This is a genomic window from Pigmentiphaga sp. CHJ604, assembly GCF_036972535.1.
Classification (GTDB): Bacteria; Pseudomonadota; Gammaproteobacteria; order Burkholderiales; family Burkholderiaceae_B; genus Pigmentiphaga; species Pigmentiphaga daeguensis.
The window spans coordinates 3,214,037-3,238,968 of sequence record NZ_CP136998.1 but is presented as its reverse complement, the minus strand read 5'-3'; the positions used below and the strand labels follow the sequence as shown (position 1 = coordinate 3,238,968).

At 61.8% G+C, this 24,932-nt stretch carries 23 protein-coding genes and 2 pseudogenes; 9 read left to right on the top strand and 16 right to left on the bottom strand.

What is annotated here, in order from left to right:
- Positions 1–28: 28 nt before the first annotated feature.
- The 8 genes from R4823_RS15650 to R4823_RS15615 form a co-directional block, all read right to left on the bottom strand.
- Positions 29–529, bottom strand: coding sequence for a cytochrome c (locus tag R4823_RS15650; RefSeq protein WP_294638348.1), 501 nt, complete (start codon positions 527–529; stop codon positions 29–31).
- A 55-nt stretch (positions 530–584) separates the two neighbouring features.
- Entirely contained in the window at positions 585–1,232 is a 648-nt protein-coding gene (locus tag R4823_RS15645; RefSeq protein ID WP_294638347.1) for an isoprenylcysteine carboxylmethyltransferase family protein, read from the bottom strand.
- A 4-nt stretch (positions 1,233–1,236) separates the two neighbouring features.
- The gene (locus R4823_RS15640) at positions 1,237–1,515 is read right to left on the bottom strand and encodes a DUF2933 domain-containing protein (protein ID WP_294638345.1); all 279 of its coding nucleotides are present in this window, start codon (positions 1,513–1,515) and stop codon (positions 1,237–1,239) included.
- A gap of 10 nt (positions 1,516–1,525) precedes the next feature.
- Positions 1,526–2,014 carry a hypothetical protein gene (locus tag R4823_RS15635; protein WP_180551015.1) on the bottom strand — a complete coding sequence of 163 codons (489 nt, stop codon included), beginning with the start codon at positions 2,012–2,014 and terminating at the stop codon, positions 1,526–1,528.
- 70 nt (positions 2,015–2,084) lie between these two features.
- Positions 2,085–2,426 (bottom strand): copper-binding protein, encoded by a 342-nt coding sequence (locus tag R4823_RS15630; protein ID WP_294638342.1) that lies wholly within the window; start codon positions 2,424–2,426, stop codon positions 2,085–2,087.
- Between the two features lie 113 nt (positions 2,427–2,539).
- A complete protein-coding gene (locus tag R4823_RS15625) occupies positions 2,540–3,037 on the bottom strand; it encodes a cupredoxin family protein (RefSeq protein WP_338615354.1) in 498 nt (165 codons plus the stop codon).
- Between the two features lie 33 nt (positions 3,038–3,070).
- Positions 3,071–4,483 carry a copper oxidase gene (locus R4823_RS15620; protein ID WP_338615353.1) on the bottom strand — a complete coding sequence of 471 codons (1,413 nt, stop codon included), beginning with the start codon at positions 4,481–4,483 and terminating at the stop codon, positions 3,071–3,073.
- Positions 4,484–4,499: 16 nt separating this feature from the next.
- The gene (locus R4823_RS15615) at positions 4,500–5,930 is read right to left on the bottom strand and encodes a TolC family protein (RefSeq protein WP_038213846.1); all 1,431 of its coding nucleotides are present in this window, start codon (positions 5,928–5,930) and stop codon (positions 4,500–4,502) included.
- Between the two features lie 492 nt (positions 5,931–6,422).
- Here R4823_RS15615 and R4823_RS15610 point away from each other — a divergent pair, with 492 nt between their 5' ends.
- The 5 genes from R4823_RS15610 (at position 6,423) to R4823_RS15590 (ending at position 10,539) form a co-directional block, all read left to right on the top strand.
- A complete protein-coding gene (locus R4823_RS15610) occupies positions 6,423–7,106 on the top strand; it encodes a heavy metal response regulator transcription factor (protein ID WP_038213848.1) in 684 nt (227 codons plus the stop codon).
- A 2-nt stretch (positions 7,107–7,108) separates the two neighbouring features.
- Positions 7,109–8,518, top strand: coding sequence for a heavy metal sensor histidine kinase (locus tag R4823_RS15605; RefSeq protein ID WP_038213852.1), 1,410 nt, complete (start codon positions 7,109–7,111; stop codon positions 8,516–8,518).
- A 328-nt stretch (positions 8,519–8,846) separates the two neighbouring features.
- The gene (locus tag R4823_RS15600; protein WP_038215041.1) at positions 8,847–9,194 is read left to right on the top strand and encodes a DUF4148 domain-containing protein; all 348 of its coding nucleotides are present in this window, start codon (positions 8,847–8,849) and stop codon (positions 9,192–9,194) included.
- Positions 9,195–9,424: 230 nt separating this feature from the next.
- Positions 9,425–9,685 (top strand): heavy-metal-associated domain-containing protein, encoded by a 261-nt coding sequence (locus tag R4823_RS15595; protein ID WP_043387409.1) that lies wholly within the window; start codon positions 9,425–9,427, stop codon positions 9,683–9,685.
- Between the two features lie 569 nt (positions 9,686–10,254).
- Complete coding sequence (locus R4823_RS15590) at positions 10,255–10,539, top strand: CopK family periplasmic copper-binding protein (protein ID WP_038215044.1); 285 nt, start codon at positions 10,255–10,257, stop codon at positions 10,537–10,539.
- Between the two features lie 302 nt (positions 10,540–10,841).
- Here R4823_RS15590 and R4823_RS15585 read toward each other — a convergent pair whose 3' ends face one another.
- Genes R4823_RS15585 through R4823_RS15570 form a run of 4 tightly spaced genes read right to left on the bottom strand, consistent with a single transcriptional unit; the run spans position 10,842 to position 14,569 of the window.
- Positions 10,842–11,114 (bottom strand): DUF2933 domain-containing protein, encoded by a 273-nt coding sequence (locus R4823_RS15585; RefSeq protein ID WP_003097518.1) that lies wholly within the window; start codon positions 11,112–11,114, stop codon positions 10,842–10,844.
- A 33-nt stretch (positions 11,115–11,147) separates the two neighbouring features.
- Complete coding sequence (locus tag R4823_RS15580; protein ID WP_003090303.1) at positions 11,148–11,633, bottom strand: DUF411 domain-containing protein; 486 nt, start codon at positions 11,631–11,633, stop codon at positions 11,148–11,150.
- Between the two features lie 37 nt (positions 11,634–11,670).
- Positions 11,671–12,651 (bottom strand): copper resistance protein B, encoded by a 981-nt coding sequence (locus R4823_RS15575; protein WP_005408883.1) that lies wholly within the window; start codon positions 12,649–12,651, stop codon positions 11,671–11,673.
- A gap of 25 nt (positions 12,652–12,676) precedes the next feature.
- Entirely contained in the window at positions 12,677–14,569 is a 1,893-nt protein-coding gene (locus tag R4823_RS15570) for a copper resistance system multicopper oxidase (RefSeq protein WP_084217409.1), read from the bottom strand.
- A gap of 243 nt (positions 14,570–14,812) precedes the next feature.
- On the opposite strand from R4823_RS15570, the gene R4823_RS15565 reads away from it, so the two are divergent.
- On the top strand, positions 14,813–15,472 hold the full coding sequence (locus R4823_RS15565; RefSeq protein WP_011804656.1) for a heavy metal response regulator transcription factor: 660 nt from the start codon (positions 14,813–14,815) through the stop codon (positions 15,470–15,472).
- Between the two features lie 61 nt (positions 15,473–15,533).
- Positions 15,534–16,177: pseudogene (locus R4823_RS15560) on the top strand (IS3 family transposase); the annotation flags it as partial.
- A gap of 217 nt (positions 16,178–16,394) precedes the next feature.
- Here R4823_RS15560 and R4823_RS15555 read toward each other — a convergent pair.
- Positions 16,395–18,329 (bottom strand): cytochrome c/FTR1 family iron permease, encoded by a 1,935-nt coding sequence (locus tag R4823_RS15555; RefSeq protein ID WP_338615342.1) that lies wholly within the window; start codon positions 18,327–18,329, stop codon positions 16,395–16,397.
- 127 nt (positions 18,330–18,456) lie between these two features.
- A complete protein-coding gene (gene cadR, locus R4823_RS15550; RefSeq protein ID WP_011804660.1) occupies positions 18,457–18,891 on the bottom strand; it encodes a Cd(II)/Pb(II)-responsive transcriptional regulator in 435 nt (144 codons plus the stop codon).
- Between the two features lie 94 nt (positions 18,892–18,985).
- Here cadR and R4823_RS15545 point away from each other — a divergent pair, with 94 nt between their 5' ends.
- Together R4823_RS15545 and lspA are read left to right on the top strand one after the other, a co-directional pair.
- A complete protein-coding gene (locus R4823_RS15545; protein ID WP_009518529.1) occupies positions 18,986–21,385 on the top strand; it encodes a heavy metal translocating P-type ATPase in 2,400 nt (799 codons plus the stop codon).
- Positions 21,382–22,476, top strand: coding sequence for a signal peptidase II (gene lspA, locus R4823_RS15540; protein ID WP_009518528.1), 1,095 nt, complete (start codon positions 21,382–21,384; stop codon positions 22,474–22,476). The genes R4823_RS15545 and lspA overlap by 4 nt, the downstream gene beginning before the upstream one ends.
- Positions 22,477–22,872: 396 nt before the next feature.
- Here the strand turns inward: lspA and R4823_RS15535 are convergent.
- Positions 22,873–23,286: pseudogene (locus tag R4823_RS15535) on the bottom strand (DNA-binding domain-containing protein); the annotation flags it as partial.
- A 36-nt stretch (positions 23,287–23,322) separates the two neighbouring features.
- Positions 23,323–24,894 (bottom strand): IS66 family transposase, encoded by a 1,572-nt coding sequence (locus R4823_RS15530; RefSeq protein ID WP_087836530.1) that lies wholly within the window; start codon positions 24,892–24,894, stop codon positions 23,323–23,325.
- Positions 24,895–24,932: the final 38 nt, after the last annotated feature.

Below are 24,932 nucleotides of genomic sequence, written 5' to 3'. Positions count from 1 at the left end.
GGCCCGTACGCGTCCCGCGTTAGGTTGGCTATTGAGACAAAGACTTGCGGTACTGGACATTGATCTCATCGTGACGCTGCCGTACCTCGGGCGGCCACTGCGCCTTGATCCATGACAGCACGGCCACGATCTCATCGTCACTCAGCACGCCGTCATAGGCCGGCATGGCCGTGCGGTAGTCGGGCTGATTGATGAGCCGTGCCAGTCCCTGCTTGGTGATGGCGAACAGCTGCTCGTCCGGGTGGTGCCAGGTGTGGCCGCTCGCGTCATGCGGCGGCGCTGGCAGAAGGCCATCGGGCCCGCGGTCCCGCCAGTCGGGTTGGCCCTCGCCCTTGGCACCATGGCAGGCCGCGCACTGCTGGGCGTAGATGCGGGCACCAACGTGCAGCACCTGGGGATCACCGGGACGCAGTCTGTGCGGCGCTGCCGCTTGCCGGTCGGTGGCGCGCAGGGAGAAGTAACCCGCCCCTGCGACCAACAGCGCGATCAGCAATCCTGCTACCCCCAGGGCCAGCGATTTCAACGTCATGGCTTTCCCCCCAGTTTCATGCTTGCAGCCATATTCCTGTCGTCGGATGCATTACTCAAGGCTGCGCCCTTGCGCTCCAACGCGGAATGAAACGCGGCACGCGCTGCGCATACTCCTCCCAGTCCTGTCCAAAACGGCGTGCACTTTCCTGCTCCTCGTTGTGCGCCAGGCGGGCATACATCAGCACCAACACCGGGAACATCAACAGCGTCAGCAAGGTCGGCCACTGCAGAAGGAATCCGAACATGATCAGGACGAAAGCGATGTACTGCGGATGCCGCACACGGGCGTAGACACCGGTGTGCGCCAGCCGCCCCTGCCGCTGGGCCTCATAGAGCACGGGCCAAGCCTCGGCCAGCAGCCAGAAGCCGCCGCCAATGAACAGGTAGCTGAGAAGATGGAAAGGTCCAAGGTGAGGATCGCCACCCCAGCCGAACTGCAGTTCCAGCAGATGGCCGGCGTTGTGGCTCAGCAGGTCCACGCCGGGGAACTTCTGGCCCAGCCAGCCCGACAGGAAGTAGATGGTCAGCGGGAAACCATACATCTCCACAAACAGCGCAACGATGAAGGCCGTGAACGCCCCGAAACTGCGCCAGTCACGCGCGCTGGCCGGCTTGAAGAAGCTGAAGGCAAACATGATGAAGATCGCCACGTTGACCACCACCAGAGTCCACAGGCCATACGACGGTTCTGTGTGCTCCATGGCCTCAGCTCCCGTTGGTGTCTTGACCTGTTCGCTGGTCGGGTGCGCCGGAGCCACCACCGTGCCCGCTATGGCTACCATGGCCTTTGTGCATGAAGACATGCATCAGCGGGCAGGCCAGCAGCAGGGCATAGGGCCACCATTGCTCCAGGTGGGCGCGGTGCTCGGTCCATAGGAAGTAGCCGGCGACGGCGCCGAACACGAGCAGGCCGATGGCATAGCGCGAGCGCCAGAACCCGCCGGTCTGCACACTCTGCGGATGGGATGCATGGTCATGGGTCATGACGGCCTCCTCACTTTGTGCCGGGAGTGGGGGTTTGCGGCATGGACATTCGATCCATCATCATCTGCATCATCGACTCCATCATGGCCATGCGCTTTTCCATCATCTGCGGGTCGTGCTGCATGCCAGCCATACCGGCGGGTGGGTTGCCCGATGCCATCTGGCCGTGCATCGACTTCATCATGCGCATGCCGTCCTGCATGGTCTTCATGTGTTCGGCCATCAACGCCTGGCGCTCCTGGGGCGTCTTGGCGGCTGCCATCTTCTCGTGCATGGCCTGCATGGCCCGCATGTGCCGATCCATGGCGGCCATGTCGCCCGAGCCCATGGCCTGGCCGGGCGATGGCAATGCCGCCGAAGGAGCCGGTGCCGCGGTAGCTGCTGGGGCGGCAGCGTCCGCCGGGTGGTGGTCCTTGTGCTCGTCGGAGCCTTGTGCCAGCACACCCATGGAGGCGGCGGCGACACAGAAACCGATCAGGGAATGGCGAATGTGAATCATGATGCTTCCTTCTGGCCGTGGATGGACTCGGGCAGCCGCGTCCGGCGGCATGGTGCGGTTGTGACCTTGCTCAGCGCACGGGCTGGATGTCGGTGACGATCATCTTCCCGCCTTCCTGGATGACCATGAATTTGACCTTGTCGCCGGGCTTAAGGTTGGTGAGCTGGCCCTTGTCACGAACGGTAAAGACCATGGTCATTCCCGGCATGTCCAGGTGCTTGATATCGCCATGCTTGATGGTGACCTTGCCGTTGTCCAGGTCCACCTTCCTGATCTCACCGTCGGTCAGCGACGCTTGTTGAGAGGCCTGTGCCTTGGGCGATTCGGATGTGGTCTGGGCCATCCCGCTCATGGGCAGGAAAATGCCGAGCGCGACGGCGGAAACGGAGAGAAATTGCTTGAAGCTGTTCATGACTACCTCACGGGCGCGAGTTGAAAAATGTCTGCTGATCCGCCTTGCGGATCAGCAGGACGTGGGAGAGCCGACACAGTCACCGTGCATCCCCTTGATGAAGCGGCGTGGTTCTACTTCTTGCTGACCTGAACGAGGCCCTTCATGCCAGCTTCGTAGTGGCCGGGAATCAGGCAGGCGAAGTTCACACCGCCAGCTTTGGTGAACTGCCAGACGATCTCGCCTTGCTTTCCAGGCTGCAGCGTGACCTTGCCGGGCTCGTCGTGCTCCATGTCCGGGAATTTCCGCATCTGCTCCAGATGCTCAAGCAGTTCCTTCTCGGTGCCCAAGCTGAGTTCATGCTTGACCTTGCCGGCGTTCTTGACGATGAAGCGAACGGTCTCGCCCTGCTTGACCTGAATGTTTGAGGGCGTGTAACGCATGTTGTCGCTCATTTCGATGGTGATGGTGCGACTGGCCTTGGTGGCGACACCAGGCTTGCCAATGGCCGTCTCGCCACCCTCATCATGGCCGTGACCGCCCGCATGGTTGCCGCTGGCGAAGGCCGCCCCCGATGTGGCCAGTGCAGCCATGGCGAAGAATTGCGAGATGGTGGTTCGTGTGAATTTCATGGGTGGTCTCTCGTTGAAAATGGAAGGGGAAACTCAATGCTCGCCATGCGAAGTGGGCTTGCGTACCTTGACTTCGGTCGGCGTTGCCGGCTTGCGCTCGCGCGGCATGGACTGACCGCCTTCTGCGCTGAAGCGGGCTGGCTCCGCCAATGGGCCGGTGTACTCATGCGCCACCGTGCCTGCCGGATGCTTGTACCAGCCCGGATCCTTGTAGTCGCCCGGCTTCTGGTCACGGCGTACCTTGAGCACGCTGAACATGCCGCCCATCTCCACCGAGCCGAACGGTCCTTGTCCCGTCATCATGGGCACGGTGTTGTCTGGAATGGGCATTTCCATCTCTGCCATGTCTGCCATTCCGCGCTCGCCCATGACCATGTAGTCGGGGATGAGCTTGTTGACCTTCCTGGCGAGGCCGGTGTGATCCACGCCGATGAGCGTGGGAACGTCGTGCCCCATCGCGTTCATCGTGTGATGGCTCTTGTGGCAGTGGAAGGCCCAGTCGCCTTCCTCGTCTGCCACGAACTCGATCTGGCGCATCTGTCCGACGGCCACGTCGGCGGTCACTTCATGCCAGCGCGTGCTCTTGGGTGTCGGCCCGCCGTCGGTGCCGGTGACCACGAACTCGTGCCCATGCAAGTGCATCGGGTGATTGGTCATCGTGAGATTGCCTATGCGAACGCGCACCTTGTCGTTGAGCCGAACGTTCAGGGAATCGATGCCAGGAAAGACGCGGCTGTTCCATGTCCACAGGTTGAAGTCCGTCATCTCGGCAACCTTGGGGGTCGCAGCGCCAGGCTCGATGTCGTAGGCGCTCAGCAGGAAGCAGAAGTCTCTCTGCACCACGTCGATCAAGGGATGCTTGTCCTTCGGGTGCGTGACCCAGAAGCCCATCATGCCCATGGCCATCTGCACCATCTCGTCCGCATGCGGGTGGTACATGAACGTGCCTGGCCGGCGTGCGACGAACTCGTACACGAAGGTCTTGCCGGACTCGATGGCGGGTTGCGTCAGCCCGGTCACACCGTCCATACCATTGGGCAGGCGCTGGCCATGCCAGTGGATGCTGGTGTGCTCGGGCAATTTGTTGGTGACGAATATGCGCACGCGGTCGCCTTCGACCACTTCGATCGTGGGGCCGGGGCTCTGACCGTTGTAGCCCCACAGATGGGCCTTCATGCCGGGCGCCATCTCGCGCACCACAGGCTCGGCCACGAGGTGGAACTCTTTGACGCCCTGGTTCATCCGCCACGGGAGCGTCCAGCCATTGAGCGTGACCACAGGGTTGTAGGGCCGGCCTGAGTTGGGTACCAGCGGTGCCATGGTGCTCGCACTGGTCTGGATGACAGGTTCAGGCAGGGCGGCCATCGCCACACGGCTGACCGAGCTCGCCGCAACAGCGCCACCTGCGATGCCGGCAAACTTAAAAAAATCTCGTCTGGATGTCATGATGATGTTCTTTGCTTCAATGGCCGGCGTCGCCGCCGCCGGGTGCACTGGATGCGACGGACAGGCTGGTGCTCGTGGGGCGTCCGATCACGGACGCCTGCATGGCGGCGTCGGCCAGCCAGAACTGCTGCTGTGCGTCGATGGCAGCGGAGACGGCGCTGACCTGATCGCGCGCATCGGCCAGCAGCTCGAAAACGCTGATCAGCATGCCGTTGTAGCGAAGCTGGTTTTCCTCCGAGATCACCTTGCGCAGCGGCACCACTTCATCGCGGTGGTGGCGGGCCACGTCGTAGGCCGTGCGGTAGGCCGAGTAGCTTTCCCGCAGGCTGGAGCCTGCTGCGCGCACGGTGGCTTCGAGCTGGTTGGCTGCGGCCAAGGTCCGTGCGTTCATCGCATCACGCTGTATCCCGCCCCAATCGAAGATCGGAAGGCGTACGGCGATTTCCCAACCACGCGCGGTCGAACGGGTGCCCTCGGCGCGATCCCAGCTGGTATTGCGACGCCCCTCCAACTCGATGTCAGTGAAGCTGGTCACCAGGTTCAGACCCTGGGCCTTGGCCGCACTATCCAACGAGGCCTGCGCCAGCCGAATGTCCAGGCGCGCTCTGGAGGCCTGCGTGGCAACAGCCTGCGGCTGCAGCGGCTCTTTGGGAAGGTCGGGGAGTCGCTCGGGCAGGCGAAGCGCTTGCGCCTGGGCCTCATCGAGCCCAAGCAGGCGCACGAGCTCTTCCCGGCTGGCCGTCGCCTGGTGCCCTGCGGTGCTGAGCCGGGTGGCGGCGTCAGCGTAGAAGGCCTGCTCGCGAGCACGTGTGATCCGGTTGAAGTTGCCAACGCCTTGCATGCGCTTGGCCAACTCGGCTCCGGCCTCCGCGCTTTCATAGACCTGCTTGGCATACTTGAGTGCTTGCTGGGCGGCCACGGCCCGCACCCATGCCTGACGTACCTGGGTGACCTGATCCACCACGTCGCTGCTCAAGCGCAACTGCGACTGCTCGATGCGCCGGGTCGCCACGTTGTACCGGGCTGGAAGCGTCAGCACGTCCAGCAGGCCGAATGCCAAGGCACGGCCCAGCTCCAGTTCGTCGCCCGCGACCATGCGCTCAAAGCTGAAGATCGGGTTGGCGATCCGGCCTCCTTGGGCCGCGTCGGCCGACTCCGCCCAACCCTGCGCCAGCAGAGCTTGCAAGGAGGGGCTGTTCACCAAGGCCAACTGAACGGCCTCTTTCTGTCCCACGGGCTGAGCGAGCAGGGCCTGAGCGGCTTGCGCGCGCTGGTCGCGGTCGTCCTGACTGCGTGCGAGCGAGAGCTTGCCTTCGGTGAACGCGCTGGCTTCGTCGTTCACGCGGCTGATGTTCTGATCCAAGCTGACGCTGGCGCATCCGGTCAGAACGGCGAAGCCAAGGCCGGACAGGGCCAATCTGGCATGAGTGGTACCCAATCCCATCATTGCTTGCCTCCACCGTGATGGCTCGAATGCGGATCACTGACGGGAGCAGCATCCTGGGATGGCGACGACGGCGCCTGCGTCTTGGCTTCCTTGGCGTAGGTGCGCCAACCCCCGATCTGCCCGACGCGATCATTGGCTGTTCGCCAGGACTGCACTGGCTGCTCCACGTAGCCTTGGTAAGCCTGGATTGGCGATGAGTACTGCAGCGTCGTCAGCAGTGTGGGCTGCGACGCTGCCTCCGGCGGTGAGGCTTGAGCGAAAGACGCCCCCGCGAACAGCGCCAAAACCCAGGGCAGGGACGCCCTGAAAGACGGCGAAAGATTAGAAGTGACCATGGTTTCCTCTGCAAGAATCTTTGATCTCACGATGTGAAGATTCTGGAGAGGGAACCCTGTCACCCAGATGTTCCGGACATTACATTGTTGTTATCTTCATGTCAGGACGCTTTGAGTTCGGCACACTCTCGTTCAATGCTGTGAACGGAGAGCGAACGTGAAGATATTGGTTGTTGAAGACGAGCCCAAGACGGGGGAGTACCTCCGGCAGGGATTGACCGAAGCGGGATACGTTTCGGACCTTGTGCCTAACGGCGCAGACGGGCTGCATCTGGCTTTGCAAGGTGAGTACGACCTGGTGATCCTGGACGTCATGCTGCCGGGGTTGAATGGCTGGCAGGTCTTGCAGTCCCTGCGCGACCGTGGCCTTGAGATGCCCGTCCTGTTCCTGACCGCCCGCGACCAAGTGGAGGATCGGGTCAAAGGGCTGGAGCTTGGGGCGGATGATTACCTTGTCAAGCCCTTCTCGTTCGCGGAGCTGCTGGCCAGGGTTCGGATCATTCTGCGGCGCGGTCATGCCGGCAACGAGGGCACCATGCTCAAGGTGGCCGATTTGGAGCTGGATCTGTTGCGTCGCCGTGTCTCCCGCAACGGCAAGCGTGTTGACTTGACAGCCAAGGAGTTTGGCTTGCTGGAGCTGCTGATGCGCCGCCATGGTGAAGTGCTGCCACGCTCCCTGATCGCCTCGCAGGTCTGGGACATGAACTTTGACAGCGACACCAATGTCATCGAAGTGGCGATGCGCCGCTTGCGCGTGAAGATAGATGAGGGGCATGCCGTCAAGCTCATCCAGACCGTGCGGGGCATGGGCTACGTGCTGGACGTACCAGAGGAGGAATAAAGGTGCAGCGACAACAGCGCCTGGGCAGGCTTTCGTTGACCCGCCGTTTAACCCTGTTTTTTACAGTGGTGGCGGCTATCGTCGTGCTCGGGCTGGGATTGTTGTTCCTGGCAGAGACTCAGCGTCATTTTGTCGTGCTCGATCAGATGGCTTTAGAGGACAAGAGGCAGTTGATCGAGGAAATTCTGGGTAATGCCAATTCTGTGAACGACGCGCGCTCCCGCTTGAGCGACGCTTTGGGATACCACCATGATCTCTATGTCTTGGTAAAAGATGCTCATCAGGAGACCGTTTTTCAGTCCTCACATTCCGAGCTTGGTGTGCAGCGTAGTAAAGCCATCCACACCGATGCGAAGGGGACATTTGGGGTGTGGCGCAACCACGATGCCGAGTTTCACACGCTGAGCTTCCAGTCGCTTTCGGGCTACTCTGCATCGGCGCTGCAGGTATTGATCGCGACAGATACCAAACACCACACCGAGTTCCTGGATGGTCTGCGTAGCAGCTTGGCCTTGTATGTCGCCGCAGCCATCGTTGTATGCGGCTTACTGTCCTGGCTGGCTGCGCGCCAGGGGTTGGCACCGCTGCGCGAGATGAAGTCACGCGCCGCAGTGGTGACAAGCCATAGGCTGTCCGAGCGCATGCCAGTAGGGGCTGTGCCGGTAGAAATGGCAGACCTTGCGCAGGAACTCAATCGCATGTTCGATCGGCTGCAGGATGACTTTCAGCGGCTGACAGACTTCTCATCCGATCTGGCTCATGAATTGCGCACGCCCATCAGCAATCTTCTGACCCAAACGCAAGTGGCGCTGGCGACCAAGCGCGACGCCGCGACGTATCGTGACACCCTGGCCTCCAACGCCGAGGAGTTTCAGCGGCTGGCTCGCATGGTGTCCGACATGCTGTTCCTGGCGAAGACTGAGCGCGGCGTCGATCTGCCGCACAAGGAGGTGTTCTCCGCGCGCAAGGAAGCCCAGGCATTGCTGGACTTCTACGAGGCGGTAGCGGAGGAGAAAGCCATCCAACTACAGCTACACGGCGATGGCCAAATTGATGGCGATCGCTTGATGTTCCGCCGCGCGCTGAGCAACCTGCTCTCCAACGCTTTGCGCTACACCCCGAATGCAGGCGCAATCACAATCGGCATTTCGAGCACTGGCCACGCTACCTCAGTAGCGGTGGAGAACACGGGGCAAGATATTGATCCCAAAGTCCTGCCCCGCTTGTTTGATCGCTTCTATCGCGCCGACCCCTCGCGTGCCCATCCTGACTCCGATGGAAGCGGCTTGGGCTTGGCCATCACGCGTGCCATTGCAGAGGCCCACGGCGGCAGCGTCGACGCAGCCTCATCCCGAGGACATACGTGCTTCACGCTGTGGTTTCCCCATCGCAACGCCCATCCACAATCCTGAGGTGCCAAGGGTGATCGGATCGGGCGAGGGCGATGCATAGCGCGGCTTGGCCCAATCATTCCACTGTGTCATGCGCCTTCATTGCTGGAGTATCCAACTCGGCGTTGTGTCTTGTCCTAGAGGCCGCTTCAACACCTGGTCGCTGAGCCTGATCTCGCCTTCCGAATCTTCGGAGCGGTGGCGCTATCACGCTCGGGAAAGCTGACAGAAATCTCACCGTGCTGTCCCGCTTCTGTTGGGTAGCGGTCTCTACGATGAACACATCTCCTCATCGCCTACCAAGCGGACGGGAGATGCAAGTTCATCGACTTTTACAAGGACTCCTATCATGACTCAACGTAGCCACTCCATCTCTTCCATGATTGCAGCCGTAGCCGCGGCTGCCGCCCTGGGGTTGCCGGGAATGGCCTCGGCTGAATACTTGCATCCGACTAGCGACGAAGTCGGCGTGGTCGTTCACGCGGACCACTTCAAGAGCGAGAAAACCCGTGCGCAGGTCCGAGCCGAGGCCGAGGCTGCGGTACAGCAGGGACTCCTCAATTTCGGCGAGGGCAGCTACCCGCCTCCGGTGCCCAGTGCCGGACCGGGCAAGACGCGCGAAGAAGTGGTTCGCGAGCTGCTGAGCGAGACGCCGGCGGAGCGGAACGCACGCATGCAGCTCTACAGTGGAGGCTGATTGTCGGTTAGGGCGAACGGCGGAGAGCCGAAGAGCATCCAACCTCGTACAAGATGAAGCCGCCGCGCAGCGCCGCGGCGGCTTCATCTTGTACGAGATGCTCGATGAGAAGCCCAGCGTCTGCTCCGCTTGGAGTGGGCCCTCGATGGGAGGCCAGAAACTGACACTTGACATTGCCACGATGGCAAGGTCTAGAGTCAGCAGCACCTAACCACTAACGGAGAGAACCAATGCTTGCATTCGAGGTGAACGATATGACCTGCGGCCATTGCGCCAGCACCATCACCAAGGCGGTCAAGACCATCGACCCAGGTGCAGATGTCCAGGTCGACCTGGGCCGCCATTTGGTGAGCGTGGCAACCGATGCGAATGCGGGCATCGTCCAGAAGGCGATTGCCGACGCTGGGTATTCGCCCGCTCAGGTGAACGCGCCGGCTGCTGCACCGGCATCCGCTGTCAAGCGAGGGGGCTGTTGCGGCTCCTGCCACTGATTGCGGGGCAAGAGCCCGCACGCTCACGTGAGCCCGTCTGGGAGGGCTACTATGGTCTGGCCGACCGTTCCTTCGGAGCAAGGCCCACGGTAGACCCGCGTGTCCCCGTCTGAAAGAGCGCGGGTGGAGCTGATGGCCGTGGCATTTCAGTCGATGTCGTCGACCAAGGTGGTGCAGCCGCGTGGATGTCTCTGAGCGCTCGGGCACGGAACAGCTCGGGCTGTACTACTTCGGTTGGCGTCACGCATGCAGAGCCCCGTCCGCGTGGCCGAAATCAGGTGCTTGATGTGCGAGTGGCCCAGGGCTCGTGTGCCACCGTCGCCCGGCTTGCTCGGTGAACACGCCTTGGATGGGCCATTTACTGCGAGCGGGAAGTCCTATGACGAGCCGGTGGTCCAAGGGCTTTCGGCGGGAGCATGCCGTTTCGGTGTGTTCGCTGCTTGCAGAGCCTATCTCTTTGGGGACGCCGCATTAACGCAATGTAATCATGGCGCAATCGCTTGGAAAGCGACACGCTCCTACAGTGATGACGCGACGCAAGTTGCCGTCGTTTCACAAAGGAGCTGATCATGAAGTCTTATATCGTCCTCGCCACTCTGTTGGGCGCGCTTTCCGCACCGGCATTCGCCGGTGATGCCGCAGTCCAGGCTGCCAAGGAGATGATTCCGTTGGCCGATGGAGGAACGCTCTACATCTTCAAAGACGGCCTCATGGCGCAGGAAGACCGTTTTGGCCGCGCGACATATCAGAAGATCGGTACGTCCGTGGTTGCGAAGGACGGCCGGAACATCGCCATCACCAGCAATGAAGTTGCACGCCTCTACTCTTTGCTTCGGAAGGGGCATCGCGGCTGACTCAGCGGCACTCGGCTGAGCTTGTGTCGCAGCCTTACAGTTCTACATATGGGCTGTGAGGCCACTGGCGTTGCACGCCGCGAGCATCCCGGCTGGTCACTGGGGCGAGAGGTCCGGTGGGCCCTGAAGACAAACACGTTTGTGGTGCCCGTACGAATGTTGCAGAGGGGGCAACAGAGGGCGCCGTCACAGACGCGCTGGACTCGTTTCTTGCTCATCGCTGTCTGGTGATCGCAGCAGGCCGCAGGCGCGCAAGGAGACAAGCGCGGCGTCGCGTGCTCGCACGGTGCGAGTGCCTCGACTCATTGCTTCTGCTCCTTGGAGGCTGCGGCACCTTCCTTACCCTGACGCGCGGCATGATCGTGTCCGCCGTGGCCGTGACCACGGTGCATGAACAGGTGCATCAGCGGACAAGCCGCCAGCAGCAGGAAGGGGAGATAGCCGGCAACATGTGCCGTGTGCTCCTTGAGCAGGAAATACGCGGCGACAGCGGCGATGATGAGGAACGCCACGCCGTAGCGCGATCGCCAGAACCGGGGGCGATCGCTGGGGGTCTGTGTGTGCTGATGCTGCATGGCATATCTCCACGGAGAAGGGTTGATGGATGGTCAGCGATGCGACTGATAGACCGTGCTGCTACCGTTTTTCCCAATCAGCAGCACGTCGTAGGCGTCCTTGCGTCCACCATAGGCCGGACCATCCATGCCGGGCGAACCGACCGGCATGCCGGGCGCCGCGAGGCCGATGGCCTGCGGGGCTTCGCGCAGCAAGCGTTGAATGTCCGAGGCAGGCACATGACCCTCGATGGCATAGCCGCCGATCTGCGCCGTGTGGCAAGAACCGTACTTCTGCGGGATGCCCAGCCGCGTGCGCGCTGCGGTGTTCCCGGTGTCGAGAACCTGCACATCGAAGCCTGCGCCTTGCAGGTGTGAGACCCAGTCCTTGCAGCATCCGCAGCTCGGGTCCTTCCAGACCTTGGCAATCGGTCGGCTCTGCGCCAGGCTCGGTCCTGCGAGTGCCATCACCAACAAGCCAGCGATCAATGCCTGGCGTCTCGGCACTTTGCCCTGGCTTCTGTCGTAGTGCATGTTCATGGATCGCCTCTCATCAGATGATCAAACCCGCTAGGTTCTAGAACCAGAATCGCACGCCAGCCACCCAGCGCGTCTGCTGCGCACGGCCGCCTTCGGCACGCACATAGTCCGCGGTGCGTCCGAAGCTGCCCGCCCGTTCCACGCCGATATAGGGGGCGAACTGGCGACTGAATTCATAGCGCAGGCGCAAGCCAGCAGACGCTTCGGCCAGGCCCTTGCCGATACCGCGTTCCGGGTCGTCCTTGCCATAAAACTGCAACTCGGCGCGAGGCTCCAGAATCAGTCGCTGGGTCAGCAGCAGCTCGTAGCTGCCTTCGACACGCAGCGCCGTACGTCCACCACTTCCCACGTAGCCCGTCGCCTCCAGCTCGAACCAGTAGGGGGCGAGGCCCTGGATGCCGAAAGCCAACCATTGACGGCTCGGGCCTTCCCCGTTATCCACCCGAACGCCGAGCTGGGTGTCCCAGTACGGTGCGACGGCGTGCCCCCAGAGAAGCTCGGTACGCGATTCTTCGAGCTTTCCTTTGGCGATATCGCCTTCGGCCTTCACGACGGCCTTGTTGTACGTCGTCCCATACCACGCCTGGAGGTCGTAGGCCGTGGAGTCGTCTCCTTTGCGCGTGAAGCGGCGTTCCAGAGTTTCGCCGCGCAACGAAAAGAACCTGTGTTCGTCGGCCAGCATCAGCCGCGGCACACCGGGTACGGCGTAGTCGCCCGATCCCAATGTCAGGCCATTGGAGTAGCCATGCGGATCGCGGGCGTCAGGAGGCGCCGACCCGCCCTGCATCTGCATGTTGCCGTGATCCATGGCCGGGGCCGCGGTCGAGCCGCTCGCCGACGTCGCGTGACCCGCGTGCGGGTCGGCGGCAGGAGCCACGGTCTGAGTGGATGGCGCGGCCGTTTGAGCGTCGGCCTGGCCGTGCGCTGCATGGTCGTTCTGTGCTTGTGCCTGGGCGGCGACGCTTACCAGGGCCAGAAGCGTCGTGGCCAGTGCGCGAGTGGGGAGTGCTTTGGACATTCTTGGTCTTCCTTGTGCGCTGGGTTCAAGACACCACGACTTCGCGGAACATGCCGGCATCCATGTGGAACATCAGGTGGCAGTGCCACGCCCAGCGGCCGAGCGCGTCGGCTGTCACCAGGAAGCTGATGCGTTGTGCCGGCTGCACCGGCAGGGTGTGGCGGCGCGCAAGGAAGCGACCGTCGGGGCTTTCCAGCTCGCTCCACATGCCGTGCAGGTGCATGGGATGGGTCATCATGGTGTCGTTGTGCAGAATGACCCGCAGCCGCTCGCCGTGTTTGAAGTGCACCGGCGTGGACTTTCCGAACTCCAGCCCGTCCAGGGACCATGCGTAGCGTTCCATGTTGCCCGTGAGGTGCAGTTCGACCTCCCGGCCGGGGCCTCTCTTGTCCAGCGGCCCCGACGGGGTATGCAGATCCGCGAGGGTCAACACGCGCCGACCGTTGTTGCGCAGTCCGATGCCGGGGTCATCGAGGTTGGTGCGCGCCATGTCAACGCGCATGTCCGTGCTGGCACCATACTCGGTGCGAGCGTGGCGAGCAGTAGTGCTGGGCACGGCCAGTCCCCCCGCCGCCGCGGCGTGTTGGCTGTGATCCATCGCCATGCCACCGTGGTTCATGGCGCCGTGATTCATGCCTGCCATCGCCCCATGATCCATCCCGGACATCGAACCCGAGCCCATCCCGGTCATCCCGGTCATGCCCGTCATCCCGGTCATCTCCATGGCCTGGCCGGACCCGCCATGGTCCATGCCCCCCATCATGCCGCCCATCATGTCGTTCATGGTCAGCCATTCGACCGGATCGAGGGCAGGCACGGGAGCTTGAAGACCTTCACGCACGGCCAGCGTGGCACGCGCGTAGCCTGTCCGGTCCATCGCCTGGGCGAAGATCGTGTAAGCGTCATCCCGTGGCTGGACGATCACGTCGACGGTTTCGCCAGGACCGAATCGGAACTCATCGACGGTCACCGGCTCCACGTCAACACCATCGACGTGCACCACCGTGAGTTTCAGTCCTGGAATGCGTACGTCGTAGAAGGTGTTGCCCGCACCGTTGACCATGCGCAGCCGCACGCGCTCACCCGGTCGGAACAGCGCCGTCCAATTGCCGGCGGGGGTGACGCCGTTGGCCAGATAGGTCAGCGTGGCGGCAGACAGATCTGCGAGATCCGTCGGATTCATCCGCATCTCGTTCCACATCTTGCGCTTGTCGATCGCAGCGGCCGTGCCTTCGCGCGAGGCGTCCCGGAAGAAGTCGAAGACGGTAGGTTGGTTGTAGTTGTAATAGTCGCTTTGGGACTTGAGCTTGGTGAACACCCGCATCGGGTCTTCGTCGGTCCAATCCGAGAACAGCAGCACGTGGTCACGGTCGGCGTGGATGGTCTCGGCGCCAGCGGGGTCGATGATGATCGCCCCGTACATGCCCGTGAGTTCCTGGAAGCCGGAGTGCGAGTGGTACCAGTAGGAGCCGCTCTGCTGAACCTTGAAGCGGTACGTGAAGGTCTCGCCGGGAGCGATGCCATTGAAGCTGATGCCCGGCACGCCATCCATCTGATACGGCAGGATGATCCCGTGCCAGTGAATGGATGTGGCTTCACGCAGCTTGTTGGTTACACGGATTGTGACGGTGTCACCCTCGCGCCAACGCAATGTCGGTGCCGGCAGCGAGCCGTTGATGGTCGTAGCCACGCCTGGCTTGCCCGTGAAGTTCACGGGCGATTCGGCGATCACCAAGTCGAACTCGGTGCCCTTCAGCACAGGGGCGGCACCGCGCGTCGCGGAGCCTTGCTGGGCAAATGCCTTGAACGCCGGCGTGGACAGCCCAGCGAGAACGCCGCCGGCGGCTAACCCTTGGACGAAACGCCGACGAGAAAGGCCCTGTGTGGGCACGATAAAAAAGGGTGAACGAGGCGGCATGGCCTGAAATCCTCCATAGATGACTCGGAAGTCGTTCTAAACGCCACCCCATCCTGAGCGGCACAGTTCGACGCAATGCAGGTCATGCTATGGGTTGGGCACTTTCCATCGAATGACCCCTGAATTACATTCATGTAATGTTCGTGGAAGCTGGCAACCAGTAAATTGCTGATTGAAAGTGGATGAATGCGTACATCGTGAGCGGCTATTTTTCCGCGCCGTAGCGATTTCATGGGACATGCGATGAAACTGCTGGTCGTTGAAGACGAGAACAAGACGGCGGATTACGTCCGCCAAGGTCTCATGGAGGCGGGATTCGTCGTGGATCTGGCGCGCAACGGATTGGACGGACACCACCTGGCCATGGGCGAGACATACGATCTGGTGGTCTTGGATGTCATGCTGCCGGATGTCGATGGCTGGCGCATCGTGCGTGCCCTTCGAGATGCCGGTAAACAGGTCCCTGTGCTCTTTCTGACGGCGCGTGGCGGTGTAGACGACCGTGTCAAGGGATTGGAACTGGGAGCGGACGACTACCTCGTCAAGCCATTCGCGTTCTCTGAGTTGCTGGCGCGGGTGCGGACGCTGCTGCGACGCGGAAGCGCTCCGAGCCAGCCTGATCGCATCCAGGTTGCCGATTTGGTGCTGGACTTGGCGCGCCGGCGCGCAACGCGCGCTGGCCAACGCATCAATCTCACCAGCAAGGAGTTCGCGTTGCTTGAGCTCCTGGCCCGTCGCCACGGGGAGGTCCTTCCACGTTCTCTGATCGCGTCGCAGGTATGGGACATGAATTTCGACAGCGATAGCAACGTCATCGATGTAGCCATCCGCCGTCTCCGCGCGAAGATAGACGATGCGTTCAATCCGAAGCTCATTCACACCGTGCGTGGAATGGGATACTGAGGTTGCCCCCGAATTTCGGAGTTCATAGCTCAACCCGGAGAATGCCGGTATGGAGCATGAGATGAATGAAGTGAAAAGCAGAGGGAAGTACACCCTGGAGTTCAAGCAGGAGGCCGTCAGGCAGGTGAAGGGTGGACGGGCAGCGTCGGTGGTGGCCAAGACGCTGAGGATGCCCAAGGCCAGTCTGACGAACTGGGTCAGGGCCGATGCCAAAGGCCAGTTGGGGATGTCCGCAGAAGGTAAACCCGTGGCGATGGTGACCCCCGAGCAGGGGGAGATCGCTCGGCTGCGAGCGGAACTGGCACGGGTAAAGATGGAGCGCGACATCGCAAAAAAAGCCGCGGCGTACTTTGCACAGGACGTGTTGCAAGGTACGCCTGGATCAGGTCGATGAAGAGACGTTGGCCGATCACGCTGATGTGCGAGGTTCTGGAGGTCAGCCCCAGCGGGTACTTCAGCTGGCAAGCATCTGGGCGCGGGCCTGGACAAGGCCCCAGGCGCAGTCTTGGCGATGAGGCAGTGCTGGCGCACATCCGGGCCATCCACGCGCAGTTGCGTGGCGAATACGGCTGGCCGCGCATGCGCAAGGAACTGCTGTCGCGAGGCCATCGGGTGGGCAAGGAGCGGGTTCGGCAGTTGATGCAGCGCCACGGTATCCGGGCCAAGGGGCGCAGGAAGTTCGTGGTGACCACGGACAGCAAACATCGCCTGGACGCCCTTGCCCGCCAACTTCGCATGCCAACAACTGCGGCTGCCTGAAAACGGAATTGTTCAGGGCGGACTAGGTAATGGGTCACGCTGTTTGGCGTGCCAGCTGGCACGCGACGGAATTGCATCATGGGAAGTGGACGTCAACGCGGAGAGCATCCTTGGGGTAATCAGTGCGATGGTTTCGAGCCCAACGATTCAGGAGCACCGAACATCACGCCGCCTGCGACCGGCGAGCAGTCTGGGCATTCAGCGCAAAACCGACCAATGCAATGATGAGGATCACGGCTTGCGCTAAGGTGGTCTCTGCCGACGGATAAATCCCAAGCACTTCGATGCGTGGCCAATGGATCGGGCTGGCGCTCAGCCAACCGGCTTCTTGAAGACCCGCAACTCCCTTGCCCGCAAGCACTACAGCGAGGACAGCGACCAGAATCGAGCTGAGGCTGAAGAACTTTCCAATCGGCATACGGGCGCTGGTGCGCAGCATGAGCCATGCGAGGATAGTCAGGGCGGCCACCCCGCTCAGCAGTCCGCCGAGCAATGCACCGTTATTGCCGTCACCGGCCAAGGCCGAGTAGAAGAGCACCGTCTCGAAAACCTCGCGGTAGACGGCGATGAACGCCAGCGCGAACAACGCCCATGCCGAGCGGCGCGCCATGGCTGCGGAGAGCTTCTCCTTCAGATATGCCTGCCATTTACCGGCGGTGCTCTTCTGGTGCATCCAGAGGCCGACACTCAGCAGAACAATAGCAGCGAAGAGTGATGACACCCCTTCGGTCACCTCGCGGCTGGCGCCGCTGATGCTCACGAAGTAGGTTGCCATGGCCCAGGTCAAGCCTCCGCACGCGAGCGCCGTAAGCCAACCTCCATGGACGTAGGCCAGAACATCGCGCCGTTCGGCTTTCTTCAGGAATGCGAGCATGCCGACGACGATCAACAGCGCCTCCACGCCTTCGCGCAGCAGGATGGTGATCGAGGCAATGAAGGTGGTCAGTGGCTCGGCTTTGTCCGCCCCCAATTCGGTATCGACTTGGGCAAAAAGGTAGTCCAGCTTTTGGGCCGTGGCGTCGGCTTGCTCCAGCTTGCCACTGGCAAGTGCGCCGCGGTAGGCCAGCATGGCGTTTTCCACTTCAGTGAGAAGCGCCTGGTTGCGCGCGCGCAATGCCGGTTCCAGTGGTTCAAAACCATCCAGGTAGGCGGACAAACCCAAGCGCGTCGCGTTGGCCTGGTCGCCTGCGCGCGCTGCGGCAAGGCTCTCCTGAAGCCGTGCGCGGGCCAACCCCAGCCCGCCCGTGCCGTTGGCGGTGACGGTCACTTCTGGATGGCTGCGGACGTAGGCGGTCAGGTCGCGCGCCGCGTCGGGTGGCATCCGTTCGGACAAGGCGGCCTCGGTCAATGTGGCAGCGGCCGCCAGGTCGGGAAAGACGGCTTTGGCGGTGGCGTCTCGGCCCCAGGATTCTTCACCGCGCGCCCGCATGGCGTCGTCGTGCGACAGCGTTCCGGCGAAAAATGCCAATGCCCACCGATCCTCGTCGGAGAGCGTGGCGAAACTGGGCATCGACGTGCCGGCGACGCCTTGAGAAATGACTTGGTAGAGCGCGAGCACGCTGCGCGAGCGTGCCCGGCCGCGATCGGTGAACGCGATCGGCGGCGGGGTCAGCTTTGCGCCGAGCGGGCCATCGCCCCGGCCAGTCGCCCCGTGGCATGCCGCGCAGTTGGCTTCAAACAGCACCTTGGCGCGCGTGAGATCCGGCGGCGTGGAGGGGGAAAGCGGGAACGGGTACGCCTTGACCAGTGCCGCCGCCAGTGAATGGGCACTGTCGGCCACTGTCTTCGCGTCGGCCTTGGCTGCGATGAGTTCGCTCAGTGCCGTGGCCTGGCGTTTCAGTTCGGGAAGTGCAGGCGTGCTCGGCAATGTGGCGATCTGCTGCCCCGCTGTCGCGGCGAACTCCTTCATTTCTTCGTATTCGCTGGCACTTTGAACCTTGCCATCCCGCACAGCGCCGCCGTAATCGACCGCTAGGTAGTCCAGCAATTGCCAGGTTTGCTTAGCCTTGTCTTGCGTAGCCAGAGGATCGGCATGCGCGACAGAGATGACCATGAACCAAGAGAACAGAACGGCTGAGAGTATGCGCAGGGCTTGCATGAGGGCCTTACCGGCAGAAAGTTCGCATCACAAATGCGAATGATTATAATTCATTGTTCTTGCGGGCCGCCAGCATCAGGGAGCTGGCGGGGCCTGTTGTTATGGCATGATCGGCTCGGCCCACTGGTCACTTGACGGGAGCAGTTGCTTCCTGCGCATCACATGCGCATCCCGACAGCCCTTGCAGAATTCCGCACGCTTCGACAGGTCTGGCACCGGAACATGCATCGCGCAAATCGGCCAGCTGGTGTTCCAGCTCGCGCAGCGCTTCAATCCGTGATTTCACCTCCCGGATGCGCTCATCGAGAAGAAGGTTGACTTCACCGCAATCCTGCGCAGGCCGATCCCGGTAGCTCAGCAAAGTTCGCACGTCGCTCAATGGCATGTCCAGCGAACGGCAGCGAAGTATGAATTGCAAGCGCTCCACATGCGCCTCTCCATACAAGCGGAAGTTCCCCTGGCTGCGGCGAGCCTGCGGCAGCAGCCCCTCTCGCTCGTAATAGCGGATCGTCACCACCGGACAGGCAGTGCGTTTGGCAAGTTCTCCGATCTGGAGGTTCATGGTGCGGATTGGGATAAAAGGAAAAAGGACTTGACTCTATAGTAACTATAGAGTGTTAAATCATCAACCTCAGATCTACACAAGAGGAGTTGCCATGAGTGAATGTGGCTCCAAGGGATGTGGCTGCTCTACCGTTGTGGTGCCCAACCCGAAACCGAACATCGTCGAAGCAGCGTTGCCGCAGGTGCGCTACCGCATCGAGAACATGGATTGCCCGACCGAGGAAGCGTTGATTCGCGACAAACTCGGAAAGGTGCAGGGCGTGAGCAGCCTTGAATTCAATCTGGTGCAGAGAACACTGGGAGTCAGCCATCAGCTTGCCTCGTTGCGCCCTATCGAAGACGCGTTATCGGCCATCGGGATGCGAGCGGTTCGGATGGATGAGAAGGCAGCCCAGCAAAGTACCTGGTTATCCATCCAGCAGATGGACTGCCCCACCGAGGAGGCATTGATCCGCGGCAAGCTTGCCGGCGTGCCAGGCGTTGCGAATCTTGAATTCAACCTCGTCCAGCGCAGGCTGCACGTCGCACATACACCCGACGCACTTCCCAATGTGCTTGCAGCCCTGAAATCGCTCGGCTTCGACGCCGAGGTGCGCACTTCTTCGGCCCCTTCGGCAGCCGAGGCGCAAGCGCCTGCACGCACAAACTGGTGGCCGCTGGCAGTGTCAGGCGTCACCGCAACGCTGGCCGAGGTTGTGTACTGGCTCAACGGCGGCAACCACTGGGTCGTGGTCGCGCTGGCCGTGGTGGCCATCCTCACTGGCGGCCTCACGACTTACAAGAAGGGCTGGATTGCGCTCAGGAACCGCAACCTGAACATGAATGCGTTGATGTCCATTGCGGTCACTGGGGCCATGCTCATAGGCCATTGGCCCGAGGCGGCTATGGTGATGGTGCTGTTCGCACTAGCCGAGGTGATCGAGGCCAAGTCCTTGGATCGGGCTCGCAATGCCATCCGTGGCTTGATGGACCTCGCGCCGGATACCGCATTGGTTCAACAAGCGGACGGCAGTTGGGCTGCGGTGGACGCCAACGCCGTGCCCGTGGGCAGCCGTGTTCGCGTCAAACCTGGTGAGCGCATTGCCCTCGATGGGCTGATCGTCGAAGGCCGCTCCTCCGTCAATCAGGCGCCGATCACTGGTGAGAGCCTTCCGGTAGACAAGGCTGAGGGCGATTCCGTGTTTGCAGGCACGATCAATGGGGAGGGTTCGTTTGAATTCCGCGTCACCGCTGCCGCCAGCGCATCGACATTGGCCCGCATCATTCATGCCGTTGAAGCGGCTCAGGGAAGCCGCGCGCCGACGCAGCGTTTCGTCGATCAGTTTGCGCGGCTGTATACGCCTATCGTATTTGCGGTAGCCCTTGCCGTGGCGCTTGTGCCTCCGCTGGTATTCGGCGTGCCGTGGCTGGACTGGATCTACAAGGCGCTGGTTCTATTGGTCATCGCTTGTCCTTGTGCTCTGGTGATCTCCACGCCGGTGAGCATTGTGAGCGGTCTGGCTGCTGCCGCACGGCACGGCATCCTGATCAAGGGTGGCGTCTATCTGGAAGAGGGGCACAAGCTCAAATGGCTGGCCCTGGACAAAACGGGCACGATCACACACGGCAAGCCAGCGCAGACTGATTTCGCTGCATGGGGCAACGCCGATCCTGATGCGTCCAGATTGCTGGCCGCCAGCCTCGCAGCCCGTTCAGACCACCCAGTGTCCTTGGCAGTGGCCCGTGCAGCCGTCAACGATGGGTTGACACCGCGTGATGTAGCCGATTTCGCAGCGCTGCCTGGGCGCGGGGTTCGTGGCGACATCAACGGGCAGATCTATCACCTGGGTAACCACCGCCTGGTCGAGGAACTGGGCATGTGTTCGCCAGATCTGGAGTCCAGGGTGTCTGCGCTTGAAGCCGAGGGCAAAACCGTAGTGATGTTGACGGGACAGGAAGGAGTGCGGGCGCTCTTCGCAGTGGCTGACACGGTGAAGGACAGCAGCCGCCAGGCCATTGCCGAACTGCACCGACTGGGCATCAAAGCCATTATGTTGACCGGTGACAACCCGCACACTGCCGCTGCCATTGCCAGTCAGGTCGGCATTGACCGCAGTCGTGGCAATCTGCTGCCCGAAGACAAACTGCATGAAGTGGAGCGACTGTCGGCGGACGGGAAAACTGGCATGGTGGGCGATGGCATCAACGATGCCCCGGCGCTCGCGCGTGCGGACATCGGCTTTGCAATGGGGGCGGCGGGAACCGATACGGCCATCGAAACCGCCGACGTTGCGTTGATGGATGACGACCTGCGCAAGCTGCCGACATTCGTGCGACTGTCCAGTGCAACAGCTAGCGTTTTGAAGCAGAACATCGCCCTCGCGCTGGGCATCAAGGCGGTGTTCCTGATTCTGACTTTCACCGGGCAAGCCACGATGTGGATGGCGGTGTTTGCCGACATGGGGGCCAGTCTGCTGGTGGTCGGCAACGGGTTGAGGCTGTTGCGCCGATGAACTGGAAAGCCATTCTTTACGATTGGGGTGGCTTGAATAGCGCTCTGTTTCAGCTCGTCTACGAGGCCACGCCGCCGATTTTGATACCGCTGGCCTGGATCTTCAGCAACGTCCTGGGCAACTACTGGACTGCGCCCCTAGTGATGCTCGGACTGTGGGCATGGTCAAGATCAACGGCAGCAGCCGATCACGCCTTGGCAATTCGGCGGCAGCTTCTTCAATTCGTGATCGGCTTCGGCATCGCGATTGCAATAGCCTCCATCTTGAAATTTTGGCTCGATTTTCCGCGACCGGCAGCGGTATTTGGCCATTTGAATCACGTGCTTGGCACAGTGGAGGAGCACTATAGCCTGCCGAGCGGTCATTCCACTTACGCCGCACTTGTTGCCGGGGCGTTGTGGCCGCTGACAGGTGTACGCCACCGATTGGCGTTAGTTGCTTATGTCGTTCTGGTCGGCTGGTCGCGCATTGCTGCGGGCATGCACTTTCCCGCCGACGTGCTGGCCGGCTGGGGCATCGCCTCCGGCAGCCTTGCGCTTGCTGGTTCGCTGTTGACGATGCTGGCGAGTGCCTGGAGGCTGACGAGGCTGCGGGCAATCGGAATCTGGTACGGCTTGGCTGCCGCAGTGCTATTTGGCGATCAGGTCGCAAAGGCCGCCGTCTCGCTTTTTTTCGGCTATGGCGATCAAGTCGCTGTAACCCCTTTCTTCAATCTCGTCCACTTGAAGAACAACGGCGCCGCATTCAGCCTGCTGGCTGGTGCTGGTAGCTGGGCGCGTTTCGGTTTTGCCGCGCTTGCGCTGGGAGTCTCAATCTGGCTGATCCGCCTATTGCGTCAAGGAGTATCTAAATGGGAAGGCGTGGGTTATAGCCTGATCTTAGGTGGCGCGCTGGGTAACGCAGTTGACCGCCTGTTGCGAGGGGCTGTAGTCGATTTCCTCGATTTCCATTGGCACGGAGCGCATTGGCCCGCTTTCAATTTGGCTGACGTTGCAATATCCCTTGGCGCGATCTGCTTGCTTTCGGCCACCATGCACCAAGGAAAACGGGATGTCGCCGTAAGCGGACAAATTCCTATGAAAACTCCATAGTCGGATACAAGTCAAGGAATATGAGGCGCGTATCGGGTGTGATCGACACATAACTCAGGAGCCAGAAAGACTGATTTGGAGAATGCCGCTGGTGACCTTTCGATGGGATCGCTTGCTGAGCCAACGTCGGAGCCAGCAGTTGGTCTCCATAAGAGGAGGGTGAGTATCCGCTACATTAAGGACTGTCCGCTCCTGCCGATTTCGAAGGGCGCTGACAGCTTTCGCCGCTACGTCTTCGATTCACTGCAGGAGGTGCGTGACATGACGGCCGACTGGCTACACCGATACAACCACCATCGACCCCATGAAGCCCTCGGCCGAATCCCACCGGTCGAGTACCGTGTCAAACTGTTCCCCAATCTCTACTTCTGAGTGGCTCAGGTATTTGAGGGGACTTCAATGTTGACCCTCATTGCTTTCATGAAGTCCGCTTCCTGTGGTCTCACACAACAGGGATAAGTAGGGATTATTCGGCGGCGTTTCTAAGAAAAGCAGGCTTGAATCTTCCAAAAGGTATCCGTGCAGGTGACGGGACTTTCTAGGCCCGGTGACTTTACAGGTCCAGATATTCAGGCCGTTCGGCTGCTTGCGATGCAGTTGCAGCCTCTCGAAGCGCTTTTGTATCCACTGCCAGTCTTGCTGGCTCTCCTGCTTAGCCTGCGCGCCGACTTGCGGGTGCTCTTGCGCATAGCGCTGGAAGACCCCGGGACTGACCAGGTAGGTCGTGCCGCTCACCGTATGCACGAGCGCTTTTGCGTCGTTGATGATGAGTCGGCGGGACAAGATGCCCTGTTTCAGCCACGCCATGAAGGTAAGCGGCCGGTAATCACGCCTTGACGACGGCAATCAGGTGGCCGGTGTCCACCGATGTGGCAGCAGTTCGGCGATCCGATTGTTCCTCTGCGTTGTCAGCCGCGTGAGCACGTCCTTCAAGTAGGCATACGGATCATGCCCGTTCAGGCGTGCCGACTGGATCAGGCTCATGATGGCGGCCGCGCGCTGGCCGCCGCGCAGCGACCCCGCGAACAACCAGTTCGCACGTCCGACCGCCCAGGGACGGATCTGGTTCTCGACCCAATTGTTGTCGATCGGCGCGTGGCCGTCGTCTAGATAGCGCGCGAGTGCCTCCCAGCGTTTGAGGCTGTAGTCGATGGCGCGAGCCGTGCCGGATCCGTCAGGCACGCGCTGGCGCTGCGCGATCAGCCACCGGTGCAGCGTCTCGGCGATCGGCCGCGCGCGTTCTTCTCGCATTCGCTGCCGCTCGTCGGCGGGCAGATCAGCCACGTCGCGCTCGACACCATACAGGGCGCCGAACAGTTCCAGCGCCTGGCCGGCAATCTGGCTTTGGTTGCTAGCATGCAGGTCATGGAATTTGCGACGGGCATGGGCCATGCAACCCAGCTCCGTGATGCCGGCCGCGAACCCGGCCTTGTAGCCGACGTAATCGTCAGTCACCAGCTTGCCGCGCCAGTCGTCAAGGAACGTGCGGCAGTGCTCACCGGCGCGGCTGGGGGTGAAGTCATAGACCACTGCGCGCAGGCTGTCATAGGAGGTCGGCGTGTAGGCCCACAGGTAAGCCTTGTGCGTCTTGCCCGCCCCGGGCTTGAGCATCTGCACCGGCGTCTCGTCGGCATGCAGCACTGCTCTGTCCAGGACTTCGGCCTTCAGCGCATCGACCAAGGGCTGCAGCCGCAACCCGCACACGCCGACCCATTCGCCCAGCGTCGAGCGCGGCAGCGCCAGCCCGGCGCGCGCAAAGATGCTTTCCTGGCGATACAGCGGCAGGTGATCGGCGAACTTCGCCACCAGCACCTGCGCCAAGAGCCCCGCCGTCGGGATGCCCTTGTCGATGACCTGCGCGGGCACGGGCGCCTGCGTGAGCGTCTCGCAGTGCTCGCACACCCACTTGCCGCGGATGTGGCGCTCGACCGTAAAGACGCCCGGCAGGTAATCCAGCTTCTCGCTGACGTCCTCGCCGATGCGCTTCAAACCGCAGCCGCAGCGGCACGTCGTGGACGCCGGTTCGTGGTGGATGTCGGTGCGCGGCAACTCGGCCGGCAGCCGCATGCGACGCGGCGCTTGCGACGGCGCAGGCTTTGTGGCGATCGCTTCGCGCAGCGCGTTCACTTCCGCTTCGATAGCCGCCATGTCGGCATCCATCGTCTCTTCCAGAAGGCTTGCCTGCGCCGGGTTCAGTTGCTCGCTGCGCTTGCCGTAGCGCCAGCGCTTGTACAGCGCCAGCTCCTGCATGAGCTGGTCGATGTGCGTCTGTTTGAAGTGCAGTACGCGATCCCGATCGGCAACCACCGCATCGTGCGCCGCTATCTGGGCGTCACGCGCGGCAACCTCGCCCATCAGGCGTTCTGCCAACGCGCGTAGCTGCTGCGCGTCGAGGTGGTCCAGGGATGCGGTACTCATGGCCACCAGTATGCCGCAGGGCTCCCCGCGGCGGTATT

Coding starts and splice junctions, on each gene's coding strand:
- R4823_RS15650 (WP_294638348.1), bottom strand. CDS start 529: ATGACGTTGAAATCGCTGGCCCTGGGGGTAGCAGGATTGCTGATCGCG.
- R4823_RS15645 (WP_294638347.1), bottom strand. CDS start 1,232: ATGGAGCACACAGAACCGTCGTATGGCCTGTGGACTCTGGTGGTGGTC.
- R4823_RS15640 (WP_294638345.1), bottom strand. CDS start 1,515: ATGACCCATGACCATGCATCCCATCCGCAGAGTGTGCAGACCGGCGGG.
- R4823_RS15635 (WP_180551015.1), bottom strand. CDS start 2,014: ATGATTCACATTCGCCATTCCCTGATCGGTTTCTGTGTCGCCGCCGCC.
- R4823_RS15630 (WP_294638342.1), bottom strand. CDS start 2,426: ATGAACAGCTTCAAGCAATTTCTCTCCGTTTCCGCCGTCGCGCTCGGC.
- R4823_RS15625 (WP_338615354.1), bottom strand. CDS start 3,037: ATGAAATTCACACGAACCACCATCTCGCAATTCTTCGCCATGGCTGCA.
- R4823_RS15620 (WP_338615353.1), bottom strand. CDS start 4,483: ATGACATCCAGACGAGATTTTTTTAAGTTTGCCGGCATCGCAGGTGGC.
- R4823_RS15615 (WP_038213846.1), bottom strand. CDS start 5,930: ATGATGGGATTGGGTACCACTCATGCCAGATTGGCCCTGTCCGGCCTT.
- R4823_RS15600 (WP_038215041.1), top strand. CDS start 8,847: ATGACTCAACGTAGCCACTCCATCTCTTCCATGATTGCAGCCGTAGCC.
- R4823_RS15595 (WP_043387409.1), top strand. CDS start 9,425: ATGCTTGCATTCGAGGTGAACGATATGACCTGCGGCCATTGCGCCAGC.
- R4823_RS15590 (WP_038215044.1), top strand. CDS start 10,255: ATGAAGTCTTATATCGTCCTCGCCACTCTGTTGGGCGCGCTTTCCGCA.
- R4823_RS15585 (WP_003097518.1), bottom strand. CDS start 11,114: ATGCAGCATCAGCACACACAGACCCCCAGCGATCGCCCCCGGTTCTGG.
- R4823_RS15580 (WP_003090303.1), bottom strand. CDS start 11,633: ATGAACATGCACTACGACAGAAGCCAGGGCAAAGTGCCGAGACGCCAG.
- R4823_RS15575 (WP_005408883.1), bottom strand. CDS start 12,651: ATGTCCAAAGCACTCCCCACTCGCGCACTGGCCACGACGCTTCTGGCC.
- R4823_RS15570 (WP_084217409.1), bottom strand. CDS start 14,569: ATGCCGCCTCGTTCACCCTTTTTTATCGTGCCCACACAGGGCCTTTCT.
- R4823_RS15565 (WP_011804656.1), top strand. CDS start 14,813: ATGAAACTGCTGGTCGTTGAAGACGAGAACAAGACGGCGGATTACGTC.
- R4823_RS15555 (WP_338615342.1), bottom strand. CDS start 18,329: ATGCAAGCCCTGCGCATACTCTCAGCCGTTCTGTTCTCTTGGTTCATG.
- cadR (WP_011804660.1), bottom strand. CDS start 18,891: ATGAACCTCCAGATCGGAGAACTTGCCAAACGCACTGCCTGTCCGGTG.
- R4823_RS15545 (WP_009518529.1), top strand. CDS start 18,986: ATGAGTGAATGTGGCTCCAAGGGATGTGGCTGCTCTACCGTTGTGGTG.
- lspA (WP_009518528.1), top strand. CDS start 21,382: ATGAACTGGAAAGCCATTCTTTACGATTGGGGTGGCTTGAATAGCGCT.
- R4823_RS15530 (WP_087836530.1), bottom strand. CDS start 24,894: ATGAGTACCGCATCCCTGGACCACCTCGACGCGCAGCAGCTACGCGCG.